Source organism: Enterobacter sp. 01-M-03-SI-ECC, from assembly GCF_047530215.1.
Lineage (GTDB): Bacteria > Pseudomonadota > Gammaproteobacteria > Enterobacterales > Enterobacteriaceae > Enterobacter > Enterobacter chengduensis.
Window position 1 is genome coordinate 1 of record NZ_JBLKDA010000008.1, and the last position, 22,502, is coordinate 22,502.

Consider the following 22,502-nt stretch of genomic DNA (forward strand, 5'->3'; position numbering starts at 1 on the left):
TTACAACGAATGGCATCCGCATAGTGCACTGGGGTATCGTTCGCCACGGGAATATCTGCGGCGACGAACCAGTCATGGGTTAAGTGATAAAAAGTGTATGGAAATATAGGGGCCAATCCAAGTGATTCGATGAATAATATCCACCACTAAGCTTTACATCAGATGCATCGTTAATATAAATAGCCGTTCCTGCAACAAGCTCAGGAGTTGCACGACCGGCTGAAGGCGGAAGCGTGGCGTGTAGATAAAATCGGGGAATTACCGACAAGGACGTTTGAGGAGTGTTGCATCAGGTGGATCCGGGAAAAGGAGCATAAGCGGTCACTGGATGACGACAAAACCAAAATCGAATATTTCCTTAAGCATTTCCCAGGCCGGGACGTTTCAACCATCACGGCTGAGCAGGTTTACGATGCCGTCTCAAAAATGGTTAACCGCAAGCATATTCAGGTTTGGGAGTCGAGAAGGGATGCAGCTATAAGCAGAGGAAAGGAGCCGCCTCCGTATGTTGAAAAGCCAGTGAGTCAGGCAACAAAGAGCCAGCATCTGTCATTTATGAGGTCGCTATTAAAGACAGCAGCGAATGACTGGGGATGGATAAAAACGGCTCCGGTGATTAAGACCAATAAGCCAATCAGCAAGCGCATTCGATGGCTAACAAGAGACGAGGCAGAACGGCTTATCTCCTGTAGAGTCTATAAAGCCAGTCGTGATATTTGCGCTGGCAACCGGACTGCGCCGCTCCAACATCATTGATCTGGAGTGGCAGCAGGTCGATATGCAGAGAAAGGTTGCATGGGTAAATCCGGAGAACGCGAAGGCGGGCAAGGCTATCGGCGTGGCTCTGAATGATACCGCATGCAGGGTATTAAGGGATCAGATTGGAAAAAGTTCGAGGTGGGTATTCGTTCACACCAAACCGTCTACTCGACCAGATAAAACTGTCACTCCGGCGGTCCGGAAGATGCGCGTGGACGATAACAGCGCCTGGCGAATTGGTCTGGCAAAGGCGGGGATAGAGGACTTCCGTTTTCACGACCTACGGCATACCTGGGCGAGCTGGTTAATTCAGTCTGGCGTGCCACTTTCTGTTCTGCAGGAAATGGGCGGCTGGGAATCGATCGAAATGGTCCTTCGATACGCCCACCTGGCACCGAACCATTTAAGCGAGCATGCACGGAAAATAGATGCCATTTTTGGCAACCATGACACAAATACGACACAAGGAGAAAATCAGGCTGGTTTGAAACTGGCGTAACTTACTGATATTAAATGGCACGCCCTGTAGGATTCGAACCTACGACCTACGGCTTAGAAGGCCGTTGCTCTATCCAACTGAGCTAAGGGCGCACTGAGAAGAGTGAACTTCGCGGTGTGAAACGCGAGGAATTATACGGTCAATGGCAGGTGAGTCAATGCCTTTTCCGTTTTCAGGGGTAATTACCGCTAGCCGATTGTAAACAAGGCTATTTTCTCAACATTTCCTCCTGTTTCACCGTAAGATTTAGCGCTGCGAAAAGGCTTAGTTGCATTTAAGTAACGCCTGCTGTTTTCCTGAACGTCCGCTCGTCACACTAGAGCCAGGTATCCCAGCCGCCTGGAGGCTGACAGAAAACAGGATAATGGAGTGACTGCGCATAACCCGATCGATACGCCCCCCCGGTTACAGTACATTTCTCAGGACATCGTCGGCATTAAGCTTGAGCCCATCGTCTCCCTCACCTCCTTGCGCCAGGCTGGCGTGGAGGTACTGAGCGTTCTGTCCGACAGGCGGCACAGCGAGGACTTTTTTTGCGATCGGTCCGCCGACTGGTCGATAACGCTGCTTGAAGCACAGCTGGCCGCGCTAAAAAATACGCCGTACGCTCATAATCTTTTTATTAATCTGCCGATAACCGTCCTGACAGAGCCTGCTTCTTATCAGCGACTTATCCGGATGAAAGGCGCGCCGCTCAATATTGAGCTGGTCGACCTCGCCTCTTTTGCGGCGCAGCCCGTCGCGCAGAAGCAGCAGGTCGTTCAGAATCTGCAGCAGCTGAGCAGACAGGGACACGCAATCTGGCTGGATGACGTGGATGACGTCTTAGTGCGGTCGTTTTTATCCTGCCGACTCCCGTTAAGCGGCATCAAGATAGATAAGGAAGCATTCTGGCGTTTACGCGACACCCCTGCCCTGAGGCAACTGGTTTCCCTTTGCTTTCAGCTGGCGGGGAAAGTGCTTATCGAAGGTATTGAGACTGAACGCGATCGTACCTGGGCACTGCAGGCAGGCGCAGACCTCGGCCAGGGATATTACTGGCCGTCCTGGACATGGCCGGAGGATTAAAACGCCATTTCCAGGAGGGAGGCCATGCGAATGACAGTGCGCCGTTACCGGCGGCGGCGTACAGGAAGTGATGCACTGGGATTTACGCGCTCACCTTTTGCTCCCCCCTTTTTCGACCGGCTCGAATTTTTGAGCCAGTCCATCAGCCAGCCCCGCAAAACAGACGCCCCGTTTATCCTTCTGGTGACGGAAGATCACTACCTGCGCACCGGTTTTCTCAACGGGCAGTTTCCCCTGAGCAGCTGCTGCGACTACGCCACGCTGGACGACGCCCTTGTCGCGCAGGCGCAATGGCCCTCCGCCCGTCTGGTTGTGGATATTGAAAGCCGGTCTACGGGGCTTCTCGATAAACTGGATCAGCTGAGAAGGCATAGCCTGTTTCCTCCTTTTCTTACGCCCTGGCTGTTAGTCCGCGCCGATAACTACGACACCCGCCTCTTCTGCAAAGCGGCGGGCCCCTTCCATGTGCTCGAACGCCAGCTGAACGCCGCGGCGCTCCAGCACAGCCTTCTGGATACGCCTCCTCCACAGGGATCCGACAAAGACTGGTTCTCGCGTAATGAATGGCCGATCCTGCAGGAACTCTCCCGGGGCAAGACGTTACGTCAGATTGCCCTAATGCAGAATCGACCCTATAGCCGCATTATCTACCGTCTCAGCTGCATCCTGGTGAAGCTCGGGTTGAGTCATCGGCAGGAATTGCTCCACCTTCTTAACAACCTCTCTGACTGCACATTTTCACTCACGTCCTAACCCCTTATTTCCTAAAGCGCTTTAGGAATTTACTTACCATTCGCGTTTCAAAAATGTTAATTTTTAACAAAAAACTCGAATTTATAACTATTCCTAATTTACGGGCTCGAACCTTGTGAAATGCCACGAATTGAACAAACGGCAGCACTTTCCTCCATCCGTTAAGTGAATGCAGAGAGCGTTAATAAGATGATAATGATGTAAAAACAAGCAGCTTAGCGACATCTCCCGGGAGGAAAAAACGAAGCGGATAGCATCTTCTCCTGTACGGAAGACGCGGACCTCCGGGTCAACTCGTGCGCTTTCAGATGAAGGTATGACGGCCTGCGAGGGCAATTGTTAACCTCATCAGCGTGGGTTTATCCCGCCAAATGATACGTATTTTTGTTAACAATTGATCAACATACAGAGATATCTGTTATTTTTTGTTATTACATAAAGATGAAAATATGCGGTAAATGAGATAACAGGATATTTCCGCTAAAATTAAAAAAATAGCGATTCAGATCCAGAAGATAATACAAACACATAAGCGGATATTAATTTACAGGGTTTTCGGAAAAAACTTACCCTGTATAATAAGAAGCGTACCAAATCTGAATAAGAAAAATCTTTTTGCCAACACCAGCCAAATGAGATGACCGCGCTGAGGCATAGTTCTTTTCATTACGTAAACAAGGATGCTTTCGCTCTTTCCAGGGAAATACTACGGTATAGGGATCTGCACTTTATATCCTTCCGGCATTTCGAGAGTTTTACAAACTCTGCATAACGCTTTTAACAATCTGAGGCATTAAAAATGAAACCGGCATCCGTTATCATTATGGACGAACATCCTATCGTCAGAATGTCGATAGAAGTCCTGCTACAGAAAAATAAGAATATCACAGTCAAACTTAAGTCTGGCGATAGCCATGAAGTCCTTGACTGTATCCGCAATCACCCTATCGATCTGGTGATCCTTGACATTGAACTCACGGGCACGGATGCATTCTCTTTACTCAAGAGAATCAGAAACTTAAACAAAGACATTAAGGTTCTGTTCCTCTCGTCTAAATCAGAGTTATTTTACGCGGGTCGCGCCATTCGCGCCGGGGCAAATGGCTTCGTCAGTAAACGAAAAGATTTGGGTGAGATCTACAACGCCGTAGAAATGATCCTGATGGGCTATTCCTTTTTCCCGTCGGAAACGCTGAACTTTATAAACCATTTGGGTTCAGGGAAAGGGATGGGTGTCGATATGCCATTATCGAATCGCGAGGTCACGGTATTACGTTACCTGGCGAATGGATTATCCAATAAGGAAATTGCTGAACAGCTGCTATTAAGCAACAAAACCATTAGCGCGCATAAATCCAATATTTATTCCAAGCTGGGTGTGCAAAGCATCGTGGAATTAATTGATTACGCTAAAGCGCACGAACTGCTATAACCTGAATTCACTCCCTGCAGCTTATCTGAGCTGCAGGGAGTGCGGTCAGCGCTAATTATAGTTAATCATGAAGGTGGCATCTGCATCGGCCCGTCCGGGCTGAGGGTTATCGGCAGTGGCAATATAATTGGCATAAAACGACAATGTTGCATTCCCCTGCGCATCCACCGGGACCGCTTGGCTGGCCTGCTGGAGAGCCAGACGCGTTTTATCCGCATCCCTGATCTCAACGGCGACATGCGTTGCCGTACTGGCGTCATTTAGCGCCAGCAACCCGCTATTGCTCCCATCAGCTTTCCCCGAAAACGTAATGGACGCCGCGCCCGGCGGACAGCCGGTCAGCTTTAGCGTAAACGGCATAGGCTGCGTACGGCTCCCGGTGGTACCGAGCTGTTTCGTGGGCCAGGTGCCCAGCGTGACGGTTTTATCGCTGTCGCTGCCCTCGGCAACGCAGGTAAAATCGACAATATTGCCGTAGAGACGAATGTTAATCTCGCCCAACGCGGTGTCCGCCTGAGCCTGGGTGCAAAGCGCAAAGAGCGCCACGGTAATAAAACGGATCCCGTTTCGCATACTGGCTCCTTAGTCGTAATCCACGCGCAGATAACCGCGCGAGGTGAAGCGCCCTTCCGCGGGCTTATTGCCCGTCACGCTCACCGGCCAGACCCGAATGCCCACCTGCGCCTGCGCGCTGTCGTCGAGGCGGAACGGTATTTTGCTCGTCAGGTTGTTGGGCGTGAGCGGCGCGCCGCTCTCGTTGGCAATGATGAACCCTACGTCCGGGTTATCCGACACCAGCGCATTACTCGAGACCTTTTCAGCCTCAACGCGCATCGTCAACATGGCGTTCGCCTCTACGTTGGTGCATTTAATCGCGATGGTTTTACTCTGCGATGAAACCCCTTCCGGCTTGTTGCCCGCGCCCGCCTTGCTGAACAGGGAGGCGCCAATGTCTCCGAAATCAAACTCCACCACGTTACCGGCGTTAATAGCGCAGCTTTGCGGCACCTGGATGGTTCCGCTGTAGCTGATGGTGTAGACCGGTGTGGTTAACGGGTCAGAGGCGGTGGTGGTCACGTAAACGCGGAACATCGTGGCGCGCGGGATCACCACCATGTTAATAAAGCGCCGGGTCACCTTAAGGCGGAAGACGAGGCTGGAATCCTGCACGCCAAACGGTTTGTTTTTGGAAACGTTGGGATGGCTCCCCATCTGGATATAGTTTTTGGGCGGGTAAAACACGCCAGCATAGCTGTCCGTGATTTTCATGGCCCCGTCCAGATAGTCGTTAAGCTTCAGATACTGATAGCCGTCGCTCGTTCCCGTCACCGGGTAATCGGTCACATAGCTACGCCTGGTGGTATTCCCGGTCGTGCCCTTCGGGCAGACGGCATTCACCCCTACCCACTGCGACTTCTCGCTGAGCGTCACGACCTGTCCGACCTGGTTATTCGAGCTATTAAATTTATCCGTCAGGTCGTAATGCACTTCGGTCGGCACGCCTTTTTCATTGACGCACACGGTCGCTAATGCGTTTGTCGCGGGCAGGAGCGCCAGAAGCGACAAGGCAAGAATGTGGATTTTATTCACAGCGAATCCCCTTCAGTGTGATTGCCTGCTGCAGGCTCTGTTCAGACAAGCTGTATGGCGCACGACACTGGGACTGCGCCCCGTCGCCCCACTGGATCAGCAGCTCGCCTTCCAGCGGCAGCCCGCTCAGGTAAATTTGCCCGTCATCCCCCACCATGCTGGTGACGCCGCTTTTGATCTCCCGAACTACCGCGCCGAACGGCACGGGCTGGCTGCCGCGCGTCACCGTCAGCAGGGCACGCACGCCAATGCGGGTATCGAAGCTGGCGCGCACCAGCGCGCCTTTGGTCGGCACCACGCTGCTCACGTTGTTTTCGATATCGGTGTTGTTGCTCATGGTGTTGGTATCCAGCGCCACGCGGTTGTACCGGTAGACGGTGGCATACGGCATCACCGCGTAGCCCCGCCAGTCGGTCTTCACGCCGGTCTGGTTTTCAATGCTGACGCCCGATGCCCCCGGGGCTTTGATCAGCACGTTGGTGTCGCCCAGCGGCTGGCTGAAGGTCACGCCGTCAGCATGGCCAACCACGCCGCCGGAGAGCTGCCAGTTGAGGTCGTGCTGGTCGCGGGAATAGTTGTACCCCACGCCCAGCGTGCCGTAGGTCGCCTGCCAGTTGGCGCTGGCGCTTCCGCTTGAGCCGTTGGTGCTGGCATGCCCCTGGGTCACGCTGTAGTTGAGGTTGCGGTCCTCCAGCAGCGTGCCGCTGACGCCGGTTTGCCAGCTGGTGTCGCCATCGCTGTTTCGGCTGGCGGATGCCGTGGCGTAGGCGCGGTCAATCGCGCTGTCCCGACGGTAGCCCTGAGGGGTAAAGATACTGAACGGCACGGAGACGTTAAACGAAGCGATTCGGTCGGTGCCGTCGATCCCGACGGATTTGTTCCACGACCACGAAACGGAGTAGTTAATTCCCTTCACGCCACCCGCGTAGCCCAGCTGGTACCAGAGGTTCGTCTCGTCGGTTCCCCAGTAGGTCTGCTCGCTACCGGAGATGTAGACCGAGCCGTAATCCCCCAGCGACTGCGACACGTTGAGCTGGAAGCGGCCTTTTTTATTCCACGTCAGGTTGTGATAACTCTGCACGTCCGGCACATCGTTATCGTTCTGGCTATCGGCATACTGATAGCCTTCCATTGTGCGCCAGGCCACGTCGTCGAGGGTGTAAAACCCTTTTGTCGAGTAGCGGTAGCCCAGCAGCTGGAAGTTGGTGCCGAAACCGTTAAGGGACTTGGCGTAGAGGAAGCGCAGCGACTGCCCTTCGTGCTTGCTGTCGTCCGCGAGCTGGCTGCGGGCGTGGGTGATATCAAGCGAGACCGCCCCCCAGTCGCCCAGGTTTTTTCCGGCCCCGACGGCCACCGCGGTATAGCGTGACGCCAGCTGCGTCCCGCCGTAGAGCGTATAACCGTTGGCAAGACCGGTAATCAGGGTGCCCTGGGTGAAGAACGGCGTGTCCTGATCGCTGTTGCCGCTGCGGTAATCCCCCGCGACGAGGTCGTACTTCCAGCGCCCCTCACGCTGCAGGAGCGGCACGGTGGAGTAAGGGACGGTATAGCGCTGCTGGCTGCCGTCCTTCTCTTCCACCGTCACGTCCAGGTCACCGCTTGAGGAAGTTGGGTTGAGATCGGTAATCGCAAAGGCGCCCGGCTGGACATAGCTTTGATAGATAACGTAGCCATTCTGACGCACCACCACTTTGGCGGGCGTCCGGGCGATCCCGCGCACGGTCGGCGCGTAGCCCTGCAGGCTGTCCGGGTACATGCTGTCGGACGAGAAGAGCCGCCCGCCGCGGAACCCCATGCTGTCGAAGACGTCATTCCCGGTATTGCTGTCGCCCAGCACCAGCTCGCTTTTCAGCGGGATAACGGTGCGCTGCGCCCAGGTGCCAATATTCTGCCACTCGCTGCGCCGCTGCCCGTTCGTCTGCGTGTAGCGCCATGCGCCGTTGTTACGCAAGCGCCACGCGCCATAGTTCAGCCCGCTTTGCAGGTTGAGGTAATAGCTGTCGTCTTCGCTTCCCCGGTTACCGGTGAAGCTGTAGTTCACCAGCGCGGCGGGGATGCCTTCATCCCACTGTTCAGGCGGAATATAGCCCCGGGCGCTGTTTTGCAACGCCACCTGCGGCAGGCTGACGTCCAGACGCTGTGAGGCAAAGTTGAATACCGTTTCGCTGCCGGGTATGGCCGTGGTTAACGGCACGCAGGTTTCGCCCTGCACCTTAGCCAGCTCGGGAAACGCCGCCACGTTGACGCCAAAGCGATCGAGCATCGCGCGCGTAACGCACGGTGATAGCCCGCCCGCTACCGGCGGCGTGTTTTCGGCCTGCTCAAAACGCACGTCCTGGGTACCGATAAACTCATCGTTACGCCAGATATCCACGCGATAAACGCCGGGCGCCTGCTGGTGTCCTTGTTCAAAACGCGACAAATCCGCCACGCTGGCGGTGTCGTCGGACAAGAAGGCCGGGTTGAAATAACTTTCGCTCCAGCCAGCCTGCGGCCAGAGCGCAGCCATCAGCGCCAGCGCAACCGGGCAGTAACGTCTCTGGTGGTTTTTCATCGCCCTGACTCTGCTCACAGGTTGACGCTACGCGCCGGGGTGATGGCGCCGTAGTCATTCACGCTCTGCCAGGAAAGCGAACCGCCGGCACCGGCCGGCAACACCTGCTGTGCCGAGCTTTTCGGCGCCACCATCAGGTTTTCCAGCTTCTGGCCGCCCAGCGTCAGATTGACGAGAGTGATGTAATACGGCGACGCGTTGCTGACTTTGAGATGATTACCCGCGCGTTCAAACCGCAGCTGGGAAAGCGCCTCTTCTGGCTGCATCGCCAGGTTGTTTGGGCGCACAAACAGCTTGATGCGGGACAGGATCGCCAGCTGCAGCACGTTATTGTTTTCCGTTTTCGCTTTGTTCACCGACGGGATGGCCTTCACGTTCATGTAAAACAGCGATTCGCGATCGGCAGGCAGCGCGGGCCCGGCGTAAATAATACGCAGCGTGTTTTCACTGTTTGGTTCGCTAACAAACAGGGGCGGGGTGACGGCAAAGGTCTTTTCTTTTTGCCCGCTCGCATTTTCAATCCACGCGTTAATTAAATAGCGTTCCTGCTTGTTGCTGTTGGTGATCGCCAGCGACGTTTGCTTTGCCTCTGCGGGATAAATAACGCGCGTGGCTCCCAGCGCAATACCGCCGGATGCATTAGCGCAGGTAGAAACCATCATCAAAATAAACGATAAAAACAATCCTGGTTTAATTAGGGTATTCATCACTACCGTACCTTTAATAATGTGTTCGCAGGTGTTATGGATAAATCAACGTAAACCAGACATCCGACTGAATTTTGCCTGGCTCGAGGTGTTCGGAAATAGCCCGATAGCGGGCGCTAAAATGGAACGCGAGCTCGGGGGTATCGATCGGCAGCCAGCTGACGGCCGTGGCGTTTGGGATAATCTGACGTTGCTGTTCGTCAAAGAGCGCCAGCCCTACGCCGCTGCTGACGGGTGCTTCACCCGGGCGCGATGTCGCCAGAAAAACCTGCGGATCTTCTGCGGGCGTGACGCCCTGAAACTGGATCCCCACGGTGCGCGATACATCAACGCTGCAGTCCAGCAGCCGCACGGTAAAAGGCACATTCACCGTGGAAAAGCTGCCCACGCCGGAAAATGAGTTGGTTCGGTACTGCCCCATGTCGATGCGCATATTCTGGCTGTCGGGCGCCACGGCGCAGCCGCCGTTCACCAGTTCACCTCTGAGATGAACCTTGCCGCCCTCGATCACCACGGTATGCGCCGATGCCGGGCAAGCCATCGCAAGGGTTAACAGCAGTAGTGTTCCAGTCCTTGTCATCCTTCGTTCCTGGCAATAGCGTATGACGGGCCTCGTCCCTGAGGCCTGAACATCCCTGTGCGGAGGAATTATTCGTATTTCATTACGAAGGTGGCGTCAGCGTTCGCCTGGCCTGGCGCGGTAGTGGCAGCCGTTGATTTATAGCGCGCGGTGAACTTCAGGGTGTTTGTCCCTTCGATCAGCGTCTGCGCAGCAGAGAAGGTTGCACCGTCTGGGGTCAGCACGCTGGATTTGCTGTCGAGGATCTCAATGCCCACGCCTTTCGCGGTGTTGTCGTTGTTACCGGAAGTGACGGCCAGCAGGGTTTTGTCCGTTGGGTCGATCTGACCGGTGAACGCAACCGCTGCCGTTTGAGCAACCTGCGGATCGCAGTCATTCAGTTCAATGTTGAATGGAATATTCGAGGTGGTGTCGCCCACTTTGGTAAATTTCGCGGTACGATATTGACCCAGATTAACGGTCTGCTCGGAAGAATCAGTATTTACTGAACAAGCAGCATTAACCAGCTCCCCTTTAAAATGTACGGTACCGCCATTGACGGAAACCGCATCTGCATGAGCGGCACCCGCGACCAGGGCCAAAGTTGCAATAACAGTAGAAGCAATGTTGCTGAGTTTCATGTCTATTCCTTTAAAATGTAAATAACCCTTCCCGCCAATAATCGGGAATAAGAAATACGTTCAATTGAAAAATTGAAAGCTTATTTCGGAGGAGACAAAGTAGCTCAGGAATAAACGTTTAAATATGTCAAAACGCTGCCATTTCGCCAGGTCACATCCTAATACTGCCTAAGAAATTGACCATCCCCTAAGAAGGGTTTTTGCGCCTCGCTGATAAAAACGCGTAAAGGGTGACTGACAGCGACGCTCGCTTCTGACAAAATACAGGCCATCCCCCCTTTCAAACGTTACAGACGGAATCTTCTCTCTGATGGCAGCAAAGATTATTGACGGTAAAACGATTGCGCAGCAGGTGCGCTCTGAGGTCGCGGAAAAAGTGAAGGCGCGTAAAGCGGCCGGAAAACGCGCCCCCGGGCTCGCCGTTGTGCTGGTTGGCAGCAACCCGGCATCGCAGATTTATGTCGGCAGCAAGCGCAAAGCGTGTGAAGAGGTCGGCTTCGTCTCCCGCTCTTACGATTTGCCGGAAACCACCAGCGAAGCAGAACTGCTGGAACTGATTGACACCCTGAATGCCGATAAAGAGATCGACGGTATTCTGGTTCAGCTGCCGCTGCCAGCCGGTATCGACAACGTGAAGGTGCTGGAGCGTATTGCGCCGGATAAAGACGTGGACGGTTTCCACCCGTACAACGTGGGTCGCCTGTGCCAGCGCGCGCCGCGCCTGCGTCCGTGCACGCCGCGCGGTATCGTGACGCTGCTGGAGCGCTATAACATCGACACCTACGGCCTGAACGCCGTGGTTATCGGCGCGTCCAACATCGTGGGCCGCCCGATGAGCATGGAGCTGCTGCTGGCCGGCTGCACCACCACCGTCACCCACCGCTTCACCAAAAACCTGCGCCACCACGTCGAGAACGCCGATCTGCTGATCGTCGCGGTCGGCAAGCCGGGCTTTATCCCAGGCGAGTGGATCAAAGAAGGTGCAATTGTCGTGGACGTCGGGATTAACCGTCTTGAAAGCGGCAAAGTGGTCGGCGACGTGGTGTATGAAGACGCCGCCGCGCGCGCGTCTTACATTACCCCAGTACCGGGCGGCGTAGGCCCGATGACCGTAGCCACGCTGATTCAGAATACCCTGCAGGCGTGCGAAGAATATCACGACGTAGAGGACGCGTAAGATGGCGACTTTTTCATTAGGAAAACACCCGCACGTTGAGCTGTGCGATCTGCTCAAGCTGGAAGGCTGGAGCGAAAGCGGCGCGCAGGCGAAAATCGCCATTGCCGACGGGCTTGTCAAAGTGGACGGTGCGGTGGAAACCCGCAAGCGCTGCAAGATTGTCGCGGGCCAGACCGTGAGCTTTGAAGGTCAGAGCGTGACGGTTACGGCCTGAGCCGTTTGATGCCCGGTGGCGCTGCGCTTACCGGGCCTACGTACTCTCTCCGCCACCCGGCAATTTCTCTCCCCCTCCCCTCACACCCATTAAGCTTATTTATCGATCCACTTCAAATAATCACTATTTCATCTGTTGAAACGTGAAAATTCAGTTGCGCGTTTTTCACTCTTTGCCCACGATAAGTAGAACGTTCTACTAAAACGTTCTACTTACAATAACAGCGCCTAAAAAAGCGCTACTCGGGGGAAATCAGCATGAGTCTGATATCAGGGTTTGTTAAATCGCTGTCTAAGTTATCGATGATTGGTCGCGCCTTAATGCTGCCAATTTCACTGCTTCCCGCTGCGGGCCTGCTGCTGGCCTTCGGCGATAAGTTCCATCTGCCGCTGATGATGAACGCGGGCGGGGTGATCTTTGATAACCTGCCGATGCTGTTTGCCATTGGCTCTGCCGTAGGCCTGGCGTCGGAATCCGGCATTGCTGCGCTCTCTGCAGCGGTCTCGGTGTTTGTCACCAATATCACCATCAGCACCGTGCTGAGCATCACGCCGGAAATGGCCTCCCAGGGCGGGAAATACGCCATGGTGGTCGGCATTCCGACGCTGCAGATGGGCGTCTTTGGCGGCCTGATCTGCGGTATCCTCGCGGCCTGGTGCTATAACCGTTTCCACACCATGCAGCTGCCGGAGTTCCTCGGCTTCTTCTCCGGAAAGCGCTTCGTGGCGATTGCAACGGCGTTTCTGTCGTTCCTGATGGGGCTGCTGCTGCCGTACGTCTGGCAGCATATTCAGGCCGGTATCGACGCGCTCTCCGTGGTGGTTAACGGCGATAATCAGGCGGCGTCGACCTTTATCTTTGGCCTGGTGGAGCGCGCGCTGATCCCGCTCGGTCTGCACCATATCTGGTATCCGTCGTTCTGGTATTCGTTCGGGGATTACACCACCCAGGCGGGCCAGGTGATCCACGGCGACCAGACCATCTGGTTCAAGATGCTGGAAGAAGGGGTGAAATCCTTCAGCAGCGATACCTACCAGAACGCCGGTAAGTTCATGCAGGGTGAATTCCCGCTGATGCTGTTCGCGCTGCCCGCAGCATGCCTGGCGATGTACCACGAAGCCCACACGAAGAATAAGAAAATCGCGGCCGGTATTCTGTTCTCCGCGGCGCTCACCTGCTTCCTGACGGGGATCACCGAACCGGTCGAGTTCACTTTTATCTTCGTGGCGCCGATTCTGTACGTCTTTAACGCCATCATGGCGGGCCTGGCCTACATGACCATGTACCTGCTGCATGCGCATATCGCCAAGTCGTTCTCGGCGGGCTTTATCGACTACCTGTCGTTCGGGATCCTGCCGTCGTTTAACGGTTACCAGACCCACTTCCTGAGCGCCATTATCATCGGCATTCCAATGGGCCTGATCTACTACTTCACGTTCCGCTTCGTGATCCGTCGCTTCGACGTGAAGACGCCGGGCCGCACGGAAGTGACCGCCAACGCGGATGAGAAATCGGACTCCGAACTCGCGACCGAGATCATCACCCTGCTGGGCGGGGCGCATAACATCGACTCCGTTGGTGCCTGCATCACCCGCCTTCGCCTGGAAGTGTCAAAAAGTGAGGCGGTCGATAAAGACGGTCTGAACGGGCTCGGCGCGCGCGGCGTGGTCTTCGTCGGCGACAACGGTATTCAGGTGATTTTCGGTGCCAGAGCACAGTTTATCGCCCAGACCATGTCCACCATGATCGGCAAATAATAAGATGCCTGAACGACACGTCTCCTGTACGCTGGGAGACGTGTTTTATCTGGCTGATAATCGGCAATTTCAGGGAGCGGTTTTGAAGAAAGTCAGCATTATTGATGTCGCAAAGCACGCGGGCGTGTCGGTTTCCACCGTCTCGCTGGTGCTGCGCCAGAAAGGGAAAATCTCAGAGGCAACGATCGGGAAGGTCAACGCTGCCATCAATACGCTGGGCTATGTTCATAACGTCGCCGCTGCCAACCTTCGCGCCAACACCTCTAATTTAATCGGCCTGATCCTGCGGGACTTCAGCGACAGCTTCTCTATCAAAGTGATGGCGAGCATTGTTCAGGAGCTGGAGAAGCAGGGTTATATGGTGTTTCTCGGTCAGCCCCTGAACGACCGTGACCATCTCGAACGCACCCTGCTCTCGTTTAAGCAGCAGGGCGTGGCGGGGGTCATCTATCTGGCGTCAGACACCCGCACCTCAACGCTGCCGGAGCACATTCGCCGCTGCCCGCTGCCGCTGGTGGTGGTTTCCCAGTCGCTGCTGGATGAAAAATGTAATCTGGTGATGCGCGATAACCGCCAGGCCGCTAACCTGGCCGCGCGCTATCTTATTGAGCGCGGACACCGCAATATCGCCTATATTGGCGGGCGCGACGGCTGTCTTATCCGCGAGCAACGCCTGCTCGGTTTTCGCAGCGCCATGACGCAAAGCGGGCTGGTCTGGCGTGACGAATCGTCTCCCGCCTGCACCGACGATACGCAGGCGGCGGCGATGGCAACGCGGCAGCTGCTTGAGAAAAACAACACCATCACCGCCCTGCTCTGCCACTCGCCGGATGCCATGATCGGTTCGATCTCCGGTATTCATCAGGTGGGGCGTACGGTGGGAAAGGATGTGTTTCTGACCCAGCAGGTCGCGCTGGTCGGTTTTGAAGATATGCTCCACGTTAACCTCACCTCCCCGTCGTTTACCTACGTCTCTTCAGCGAGCGACGAAACCGGGCGTCAGGCGGCGGGGCTGATTATCCGCAAGCTGAAAGAGCCGGATCTGCAAACCCAGCGCATTACCCTTTCCGGGCAGCTTATCGCACGCGAGTCGGCGTAAAATCAGAATTTAGCACCCGTCTGCTGGCGCGGGATTACTGCTATATTTCCATGATTTGCCATGGATAATGACAATGCCTACCGTAATTACGCACGCTGCCGTTCCGCTTTGCCTGGGCTTAGGCCTGGGAACCAAAGTCATTCCTCCCCGCCTGCTGTTTGCCGGGATTGTCCTCGCCATGCTGCCGGACGCCGACGTGCTGGCCTTTAAGTTCGGCGTGGCCTACGGCAACGTTTTCGGCCATCGCGGGTTTACCCACTCCCTGCTGTTTGCCTTTGTGGTGCCGATACTGTGCGTGCTGATTGGCCGACGATGGTTCAGGGCCAGCCTGACGCGCTGCTGGCTGTTTTTAACCGTGTCACTGCTCTCGCACAGCCTGCTGGATTCCGTGACGACCGGCGGGAAAGGCGTCGGCTGGCTGTGGCCGTGGTCTGATGAGCGCTTCTTTGCGCCGTGGCAGGTGATTAAGGTCGCGCCGTTTGCGCTGTCGCGCTATACCACGCCGTACGGGCATGAGGTCATTATCTCGGAACTGCTGTGGGTGTGGCTGCCGGGAGTCGTGCTGATGGGCTTGCTGTGGTGGAAAAGAAGGTAAAAAAAGCCGGGTGGCGGCTACGCCTTACCCGGCCTACTTTCACCTGTAGGCCCGGTAAGCGTCAGCGCCACCGGGCTTTACGAACTTACTTACGACGCCAGGTGGTGCCCTGCGGGCCGTCTTCCAGAATAATACCCATCTCGGTCAGACGGTTACGCGCCGCGTCTGCCGCCGCCCAGTCTTTCGCCTGACGCGCTTCCAGACGCGCCTTGATCAACGCTTCAATCTCCGCCACTTCGCCGTCGTCCGCCTGCGCACCGCTCTGCAGGAACACGTCCGGCTCCTGCTCCAGCAGGCCGAGCACGGAGGAGAGCTTACGCAGATGGGACGCCAGCGCATTCGCCGCGGCCATATCTTCTGACTTCAGGCGGTTCACTTCGCGCGCCATGTCAAACAGCACGGAGTACGCTTCCGGGGTGTTGAAGTCGTCGTTCATCACCTCAATAAAGCGCGCTTCGAACGCCTCGCCGCCTGCCGCAGGAACAGATTTGTCGGTACCGCGCAGCGCGGTGTACAGACGCTCCAGCGCCGAGCGGGCCTGCTTCAGGTTCTCTTCGCTGTAGTTCAGCTGGCTGCGATAGTGGCCGGACATCAGGAAGTAGCGCACGGTTTCCGCGTCGTAATATTTCAGCACGTCGCGCACGGTGAAGAAGTTACCCAGCGATTTCGACATCTTCTCGCGGTCAACCATCACCATTCCGGAGTGCATCCAGTAGTTCACGTACTCGCCGCCGTGGGCGCAGGTGGACTGGGCGATTTCGTTTTCGTGGTGCGGGAACATCAGGTCTGAACCGCCGCCGTGAATGTCGAAGTGTTTGCCCAGCTGTTTGCAGTTCATGGCGGAACATTCAATGTGCCAGCCCGGACGGCCTTCGCCCCACGGGGATGGCCAGCTTGGTTCATCCTCTTTCGACATTTTCCACAGTACGAAGTCCATCGGGTTACGCTTCACGTCAACCACGTCAACGCGCGCGCCGGCCTGGAGCTGGTCCAGATCCTGACGGGAAAGCGCGCCGTAGGTTGGGTCCGTCGGCACCGAGAACATCACGTCACCGTTGTCCGCAACGTAGGCGTGACCGCGTGCGATCAGCTTTTCGGTGATCTCAATAATTTCGTGAATATGGTGGGTTGCGCGCGGCTCGCTGTCCGGACGCTGAATATTCAGGGCGTCAAAATCTTTGTGCATTTCGACGATCATACGATCCACCAGCGCAACGAAGCTTTCGCCGTTTTCATTCGCGCGCTTGATGATTTTATCGTCGATGTCGGTGATATTACGCACGTATTTCAGGGTATAGCCCAAAAAACGCAGGTAGCGTGACACCACGTCGAAGGCGACAAAGGTACGGCCATGGCCAATGTGACAGAGATCGTAAACCGTAATACCACACACGTACATGCCGACTTCCCCGGCATGGATAGGTTTAAATTCCTCTTTTTGGCGCGTCATTGTATTAAAGATTTTTAACATCGAAGATTCCATGTAAACACGTGTGTGGTTGAAAACCGGCTATTCTACCCGTAATTCAAACCCGAAGCAGCACACAATGCAAGGTGATCGCATCCTGTGGTTATGCTATAACAGGCCCCTATAGATGACCCGAACGCGGGTCGACGTACCACAATAACGGAACAGGATGCAAAAATGGTTACTTTCCACACTAATCATGGCGATATCGTAATCAAAACCTTTGATGACAAAGCGCCTGAAACAGTTAAAAACTTCCTGGACTACTGCCGCGAAGGTTTCTACAACAACACCATTTTCCACCGCGTGATCAACGGTTTTATGATCCAGGGCGGCGGTTTCGAACCTGGCATGAACCAGAAAGCGACCAAAGAAGCGATCAAAAACGAAGCCAACAACGGCCTGAAAAACACCCGTGGTACCCTGGCGATGGCCCGTACTCAGGCGCCTCACTCAGCGACCGCGCAGTTCTTCATCAACGTGGCTGACAACGACTTCCTGAACTTCTCCGGCGAAAGCCTGCAGGGTTGGGGCTACTGCGTATTCGCAGAAGTGGTTGAAGGTATGGACGTGGTCGACAAGATCAAAGCCGTCTCTACCGGCCGCAGCGGTATGCATCAGGACGTTCCTAAAGAAGACGTTGTGATTACAAGCGTGACCGTCAGCGAGTAATTCGTGGCGACACTCTTTATTGCGGATCTGCATCTGCAAACAGAAGAACCGGCGATTACCGCCGGTTTTCTGCGTTTTTTACGCGGTGAAGCGAAAAGCGCCGACGCGCTGTACATCCTCGGCGACCTCTTTGAAGCCTGGATTGGCGATGACGACCCTGACCCGCTGCACCGTGAAATGGCCTCGGCCATTAGAGCGCTGGCCGAGTCCGGCGTTCCCTGCTACTTCATTCACGGCAACCGCGATTTACTGATCGGCAGGCGCTACGCCCGCGAAAGCGGCATGACGCTGCTACCGGAAGAGCAGGTGCTCGACCTCTATGGCCGCAAGGTGCTGATCATGCACGGCGACACGCTCTGCACTGACGATACCGGCTACCAGGCGTTTCGCGCCAAAGTCCACACCCCGTGGATCCAGAAGGTGTTCCTTGCCCTGCCGCTGTTTATTCGCAACCGTATCGCCGCCAGAATGCGCGCGGGCAGTAAAGCCGCCAACAGCAGCAAATCCATGACCATCATGGACGTGAACCCGCAGGCCGTGGTGAACATCATGGAAAAGCATAGCGTTCAGTGGCTGATCCACGGTCATACCCATCGTCCTGACGTACATACCCTTATCGCCAACGGCCAGCCCGCACACCGAGTGGTATTAGGCGCGTGGCACAGCGAGGGATCGATGGTGAAAGTCACGCCCGACGGCGTCGAACTTATCGCTTTTCCGTTCTGATTATCCGCGCGATTTTGCGGCGTCTTTACCCGCGCAACCGTTTTCCTTGCCGATATTCCATGCTATTCTCTGTGCCCTCGAAAGCAGTGTGTTTCGCACCACAGGAGTTTTAAGACGCATGTCTTCCCGCAATAATCCGGCGCGTGTCGCCATCGTAATGGGGTCCAAAAGCGACTGGGCCACCATGCAGTTCGCCGCCGAAATCTTTGAAATCCTGAATGTTCCGCACCACGTAGAAGTGGTCTCCGCGCACCGTACCCCGGACAAACTGTTCAGCTTCGCCGAAAGCGCCGAAGAGAACGGCTATGAGGTGATCGTTGCCGGTGCGGGCGGCGCAGCACATCTGCCCGGCATGATTGCCGCAAAAACCCTGGTGCCGGTTCTGGGCGTCCCGGTCCAAAGCGCCGCGTTAAGCGGTGTGGATAGCCTCTACTCCATCGTCCAGATGCCGCGCGGTATTCCCGTCGGCACGCTGGCGATTGGTAAAGCGGGTGCGGCAAACGCAGCCCTGCTGGCGGCGCAGATTCTGGCGACGCACGATAAAGCGTTACATCAGCGTCTGGCGGACTGGCGTAAAGCCCAGACCGACGAGGTGCTGGACAACCCGGACCCGCGAGGTGCGGCATGAAGCAGGTTTGCGTCCTCGGTAACGGCCAGCTAGGCCGCATGCTGCGCCAGGCCGGCGAGCCGCTGGGTATTGCCGTCTGGCCCGTCGGGCTGGATGCCGAGCCTGAAGCCGTACCGTTCCACCAGAGCGTGATCACCGCCGAGATCGAACGCTGGCCGGAAACCGCCCTGACGCGCGAGCTGGCGCGTCATAACGCCTTCGTTAACCGCGACGTGTTCCCGATTATTGCCGACCGTCTGACGCAGAAGCAGCTGTTTGACAAGCTCGGCCTGCCGACCGCGCCGTGGCAGCTCCTGGCCGACAAGCGCGAGTGGGACGACGTCTTCGCCATGCTGGGCGAGCTGGCAATCGTGAAGCGCCGCGTAGGCGGTTACGACGGGCGCGGCCAGTGGCGTCTGCGCGAGAACGACACCGCTGAGCTGCCGGACGACTGCTACGGCGAGTGCATCGTTGAGCAGGGCATTAACTTCAGCGGCGAAGTGTCGCTGGTTGGCGCGCGCGGGCACGACGGGCACACCGTCTTTTATCCGCTGACGCATAACCTGCATCAGGACGGCATTCTGCGCACCAGCGTCGCCTTCCCGCACGCCAATGCTGACCAGCAGGCGCAGGCGGAAGATATGCTCTCGGCCATCATGCACGAGCTGGGCTACGTGGGCGTGATGGCGATGGAGTGTTTCGTTACGCCGTCCGGCCTGCTGATTAACGAGCTGGCACCGCGCGTGCACAACAGCGGCCACTGGACGCAAAACGGCGCGTCCATCAGCCAGTTCGAACTGCATCTGCGCGCCATTACGGACCTGCCGCTGCCGCAGCCGGTGGTGAACAGCCCGTCGGTGATGATCAACCTGATCGGGACCGATCTGAACTACGACTGGCTGAAGCTGCCGCTGGTGCATCTGCACTGGTATGACAAAGAGGTGCGCGCGGGTCGTAAGGTCGGCCACCTGAACCTGAACGACAGCGACACGGGCCGCCTGAGCGCCACGCTGGAAGCGATGGTCCCGCTCCTGCCGCCGGAATACGCGAGCGGCATCGTCTGGGCACAATCAAAGCTTAAGTAAGACATCTGCGCCGGGGAGTTGACCTTCCCCTTCCCCGGAGTACAATCCCCGCCCATTGCTGCTGAGTTTTCTTCTGGAATAACCATGAACGATGGAACGGACTATCGCGCGATCCTCGCGTCTGATACCCCTTTAATCGACGTTCGCGCGCCGATCGAATTTGCCCAGGGCGCGATGCCCGCCGCCCTTAACCTGCCGTTAATGAACGACGACGAACGCGCCGCCGTCGGCACCTGCTATAAACGTCAGGGCCCCGAGGCCGCGCTGGCGCTCGGCCACCGTCTGGTGAGCGGCGAGACGCGCGAGGCACGCATCAACGCCTGGCGGGACGCCAGCCTGGCCCATCCTGAGGGCTTTCTCTGCTGCGCGCGCGGCGGTCAGCGCTCGCATATCTCGCAGGCCTGGCTAAAAGCGGCGGGTGTCGACTACCCGCTCATCCGCGGCGGCTATAAGGCCCTGCGCCAGACGGCGATTCAGGTGACGATTGAGCAGTCGCAAAAGCCGATGGTGCTTATCGGCGGCTGTACCGGAAACGGGAAAACCCTGCTGGTAAAGCAGCACGCGCAGGGTATCGATCTGGAAGGGCTGGCGCACCACCGCGGTTCGTCGTTTGGCCGCACGCTCACGCCGCAGCTCTCCCAGGCCAGCTTTGAAAATCACCTTGCCGTCGAGCTGCTGAAGAAAGATGCCGCGCGCTGGGTGCTGGAAGACGAGGGCCGGATGATTGGCTCCAACCACCTGCCGGAGTGCCTGCGCGACCGCATGGTTGAAGCCCCTATCGTTGTGGTCGACGATCCGTTTGACGTCCGTCTTGAGCGCCTGCGCGAAGAGTATTTCGACCATATGTGGGCGGACTTTTCTGCGGCCTACGGGGAAGAGGCGGGCTGGAAGGAGTACAGCGCGTACCTGCACCACGGCCTGTTCGCCATTCGGCGCCGTCTGGGGCTGCAGCGTTTTGCGGAATTTACCGCTTTATTGGATTCCGCGCTGCTGGAACAACAGCGTTCCGGAAGCACTGAGGCGCACTTCAGCTGGCTTGTGCCGCTGCTGAACGACTATTACGACCCGATGTACGGCTATCAGCTGGAGAAAAAGGCGGAGAAGATTGTGTATCGCGGGACGTACGGCGAGGTTGCTGACTGGCTTAATAACTAAAAGAAAGCCAGGTGGCGGCTATGCCTTACCCGGCCTACGCGTGCTTTTGTAGCCCCGGTAAGCGCAGCGCCACCGGGGAACAGACGGCTTAGAAGTCGTAACGCAGACGCACCAGGTTCATGTCGCCCAGGTTGTCGGTGCTGGAGGTGAACACGTGTTCGTAATCCACGCGGAAACCGTAATCCAGCTGGAAGCTGATACCCACGCCGTTGTCGATGCGCTGGTAGTTACGGCCATTTACGTACTGAATGCGGTCACCCATGAAGTAAGGCTGGATGGATTTCACCGCGTACTGACCGATTGGGAATTTGTACCCTGCGAAGTACTCAATGCCCCACGCGTCGCCCGCGAAGTAGTCGTTAACAGACACTTTTTTGGTGGTCAGGAAGTTCTGGTACCAGCCGCCGCCTGCGGAGAAGGTCCAGTTGTCCGGCGTCCAGCTCAGCGCGGTACCGAGGATGTTCTGGTCGTAGGTTTTGCTGTCGCCGTTGTCCGGGTTACGCATGTCGGCGCGGGTGTAGTTCCACGCGGCGCCCCAGGTCAGATCGGTGGTCAGGTGGTAGTCCAGACCCAGCGAGCCGCCGCCTTTACGCTTGTAGCGCAGGCCGTTACCCGGCAGGTATTCGCTGTCTTCAAACAGGTAGGATGCATAGATGTCGGCATCGCCCACGGTTTTCTTGTATTTCAGCATCTGGCGTGAACGGTAAGAACCGTCGTAGTCGCCGTTGATCCCGTTACCCGGTGCCTGAGCGATCATGTCGTAGTCCCAGATATCGGTTTTCGCGCCCACCACATCATAGTACACGCTGTTCTGTTGACCGAAGGTCAGCGTACCCCAGGTGTCGCTCTTCAGACCGGTGTAGAGCATACGACGCGTGGTGTCGTGAGCGCCGTTGGCATAGTGGTTATCCCAGTTGAACACCGCAGGGATGTTCACACCCAGCTCGTAGTAGCTTATCCAGCTGATGTCATCAAACAGGTAGTAATCGGCTGCGAAACGGAAGCGGGTGCCGCCGTCAAAGCCGTTACGCTTGTAGCTGTTTTTACCGTCGTTGCCGGTCATGTTCTGGAACTGAGGACGAATACTGCCGCCAACGGTGAAGTTCAGGCGGCTCAGCGGGTTACCCGCCTGCGGATCCTGCTTAAGAACGGTGATTTCCGCCTGAGAAGCGAAGGTAGTCAATGCCACTGCCGCGCCGATCGTTGCCGCCAGCGCTGATTTTTTTATAGTCATTATTTTTCCTTAATAGACACGCTGCTAAATATTTAGCGGGTGAATATTAACTGGAAATAATCGGGCTGTGTGGTCGGGTTTTTAATGTTTTGTGCTACTAAATGAGTGGGTATTATCACTTTGTGCCATTTAAACATGACGCACCGGCAGG

General features: G+C 56.3%; 21 protein-coding genes, 1 tRNA gene and 1 pseudogene. 14 read left to right on the forward strand and 9 right to left on the reverse strand.

Features of this window, described 5'->3' with window-relative positions; genetic code table 11:
- Positions 1-192: 192 nt before the first annotated feature.
- Positions 193-1,258, forward strand: a pseudogene (locus ACMWKK_RS09635) (tyrosine-type recombinase/integrase); the annotation flags it as partial.
- Positions 1,259-1,273: 15 nt separating this feature from the next.
- On the opposite strand, the gene ACMWKK_RS09640 reads toward ACMWKK_RS09635, so the two are convergent.
- Positions 1,274-1,350: transfer RNA gene (locus ACMWKK_RS09640), tRNA-Arg, on the reverse strand.
- A gap of 277 nt (positions 1,351-1,627) precedes the next feature.
- Between ACMWKK_RS09640 and ACMWKK_RS09645 the strand changes: the two genes are divergently transcribed.
- The 3 genes from ACMWKK_RS09645 to fimZ all read left to right on the forward strand — a co-directional run bounded on the left by ACMWKK_RS09645 (position 1,628) and on the right by fimZ (position 4,511).
- The gene (locus ACMWKK_RS09645) at positions 1,628-2,326 is read left to right on the forward strand and encodes an EAL domain-containing protein (RefSeq protein WP_045328461.1); all 699 of its coding nucleotides are present in this window, start codon (positions 1,628-1,630) and stop codon (positions 2,324-2,326) included.
- A 24-nt stretch (positions 2,327-2,350) separates the two neighbouring features.
- Positions 2,351-3,079, forward strand: coding sequence for a helix-turn-helix transcriptional regulator (locus ACMWKK_RS09650; RefSeq protein ID WP_112781149.1), 729 nt, complete (start codon positions 2,351-2,353; stop codon positions 3,077-3,079).
- A 799-nt stretch (positions 3,080-3,878) separates the two neighbouring features.
- The gene (gene fimZ, locus ACMWKK_RS09655; protein WP_112781148.1) at positions 3,879-4,511 is read left to right on the forward strand and encodes a fimbria biosynthesis transcriptional regulator FimZ; all 633 of its coding nucleotides are present in this window, start codon (positions 3,879-3,881) and stop codon (positions 4,509-4,511) included.
- Positions 4,512-4,562: 51 nt separating this feature from the next.
- On the opposite strand, the gene sfmF is transcribed toward fimZ, so the two are convergent.
- From sfmF to fimA, 6 genes are all read right to left on the reverse strand, one after another.
- Positions 4,563-5,084, reverse strand: coding sequence for a fimbria assembly protein (gene sfmF / locus ACMWKK_RS09660; RefSeq protein WP_112781147.1), 522 nt, complete (start codon positions 5,082-5,084; stop codon positions 4,563-4,565).
- A gap of 9 nt (positions 5,085-5,093) precedes the next feature.
- The gene (gene fimH, locus ACMWKK_RS09665) at positions 5,094-6,101 is read right to left on the reverse strand and encodes a type 1 fimbria D-mannose specific adhesin FimH (protein WP_112781146.1); all 1,008 of its coding nucleotides are present in this window, start codon (positions 6,099-6,101) and stop codon (positions 5,094-5,096) included.
- Entirely contained in the window at positions 6,094-8,655 is a 2,562-nt protein-coding gene (locus ACMWKK_RS09670; RefSeq protein WP_161656319.1) for a fimbrial biogenesis usher protein, read from the reverse strand. Before ACMWKK_RS09670 ends, fimH begins: the two co-directional genes overlap by 8 nt.
- Positions 8,656-8,669: 14 nt before the next feature.
- Positions 8,670-9,362: a type 1 fimbria chaperone FimC gene (gene fimC, locus ACMWKK_RS09675; protein ID WP_045328450.1), complete on the reverse strand. Its 693-nt coding sequence runs from the start codon at positions 9,360-9,362 to the stop codon at positions 8,670-8,672.
- Between the two features lie 34 nt (positions 9,363-9,396).
- The gene (gene fimI / locus ACMWKK_RS09680; RefSeq protein ID WP_045328448.1) at positions 9,397-9,942 is read right to left on the reverse strand and encodes a type 1 fimbrial protein subunit FimI; all 546 of its coding nucleotides are present in this window, start codon (positions 9,940-9,942) and stop codon (positions 9,397-9,399) included.
- Between the two features lie 68 nt (positions 9,943-10,010).
- Complete coding sequence (fimA, locus tag ACMWKK_RS09685) at positions 10,011-10,562, reverse strand: type 1 fimbrial major subunit FimA (RefSeq protein ID WP_045328447.1); 552 nt, start codon at positions 10,560-10,562, stop codon at positions 10,011-10,013.
- Between the two features lie 310 nt (positions 10,563-10,872).
- Between fimA and folD the strand changes: the two genes are divergently transcribed.
- The 5 genes from folD (at position 10,873) to ACMWKK_RS09710 (ending at position 15,404) form a co-directional block, all read left to right on the forward strand.
- Entirely contained in the window at positions 10,873-11,739 is an 867-nt protein-coding gene (gene folD, locus ACMWKK_RS09690; protein WP_045328445.1) for a bifunctional methylenetetrahydrofolate dehydrogenase/methenyltetrahydrofolate cyclohydrolase FolD, read from the forward strand.
- A 1-nt stretch (position 11,740) separates the two neighbouring features.
- Positions 11,741-11,953 carry a ribosome-associated protein YbcJ gene (gene ybcJ / locus ACMWKK_RS09695; RefSeq protein WP_004143016.1) on the forward strand — a complete coding sequence of 71 codons (213 nt, stop codon included), beginning with the start codon at positions 11,741-11,743 and terminating at the stop codon, positions 11,951-11,953.
- Positions 11,954-12,210: 257 nt separating this feature from the next.
- A complete protein-coding gene (locus ACMWKK_RS09700; RefSeq protein WP_112781144.1) occupies positions 12,211-13,710 on the forward strand; it encodes a PTS transporter subunit EIIC in 1,500 nt (499 codons plus the stop codon).
- 82 nt (positions 13,711-13,792) lie between these two features.
- Positions 13,793-14,809 carry a Mal regulon transcriptional regulator MalI gene (malI, locus tag ACMWKK_RS09705; RefSeq protein WP_045328441.1) on the forward strand — a complete coding sequence of 339 codons (1,017 nt, stop codon included), beginning with the start codon at positions 13,793-13,795 and terminating at the stop codon, positions 14,807-14,809.
- A 73-nt stretch (positions 14,810-14,882) separates the two neighbouring features.
- On the forward strand, positions 14,883-15,404 hold the full coding sequence (locus ACMWKK_RS09710; protein WP_045328440.1) for a metal-dependent hydrolase: 522 nt from the start codon (positions 14,883-14,885) through the stop codon (positions 15,402-15,404).
- Between the two features lie 85 nt (positions 15,405-15,489).
- On the opposite strand, the gene cysS is transcribed toward ACMWKK_RS09710, so the two are convergent.
- The gene (gene cysS / locus ACMWKK_RS09715) at positions 15,490-16,875 is read right to left on the reverse strand and encodes a cysteine--tRNA ligase (protein WP_112781143.1); all 1,386 of its coding nucleotides are present in this window, start codon (positions 16,873-16,875) and stop codon (positions 15,490-15,492) included.
- Between the two features lie 174 nt (positions 16,876-17,049).
- Here cysS and ppiB point away from each other — a divergent pair, with 174 nt between their 5' ends.
- The 5 genes from ppiB to mnmH all read left to right on the forward strand — a co-directional run bounded on the left by ppiB (position 17,050) and on the right by mnmH (position 21,117).
- Entirely contained in the window at positions 17,050-17,544 is a 495-nt protein-coding gene (ppiB, locus tag ACMWKK_RS09720; protein WP_023334762.1) for a peptidylprolyl isomerase B, read from the forward strand.
- A gap of 3 nt (positions 17,545-17,547) precedes the next feature.
- Entirely contained in the window at positions 17,548-18,270 is a 723-nt protein-coding gene (gene lpxH, locus ACMWKK_RS09725) for a UDP-2,3-diacylglucosamine diphosphatase (protein ID WP_406542787.1), read from the forward strand.
- A gap of 118 nt (positions 18,271-18,388) precedes the next feature.
- Positions 18,389-18,898, forward strand: a complete 510-nt coding sequence (purE, locus tag ACMWKK_RS09730) for a 5-(carboxyamino)imidazole ribonucleotide mutase (protein ID WP_045328437.1) — start codon at positions 18,389-18,391, stop codon at positions 18,896-18,898.
- On the forward strand, positions 18,895-19,962 hold the full coding sequence (gene purK / locus ACMWKK_RS09735) for a 5-(carboxyamino)imidazole ribonucleotide synthase (protein ID WP_112781141.1): 1,068 nt from the start codon (positions 18,895-18,897) through the stop codon (positions 19,960-19,962). Before purE ends, purK begins: the two co-directional genes overlap by 4 nt.
- A gap of 84 nt (positions 19,963-20,046) precedes the next feature.
- A complete protein-coding gene (gene mnmH, locus ACMWKK_RS09740; protein ID WP_112781140.1) occupies positions 20,047-21,117 on the forward strand; it encodes a tRNA 2-selenouridine(34) synthase MnmH in 1,071 nt (356 codons plus the stop codon).
- An 88-nt stretch (positions 21,118-21,205) separates the two neighbouring features.
- Here mnmH and ACMWKK_RS09745 read toward each other — a convergent pair whose 3' ends face one another.
- Complete coding sequence (locus ACMWKK_RS09745; protein WP_112781139.1) at positions 21,206-22,351, reverse strand: porin; 1,146 nt, start codon at positions 22,349-22,351, stop codon at positions 21,206-21,208.
- Positions 22,352-22,502: the final 151 nt, after the last annotated feature.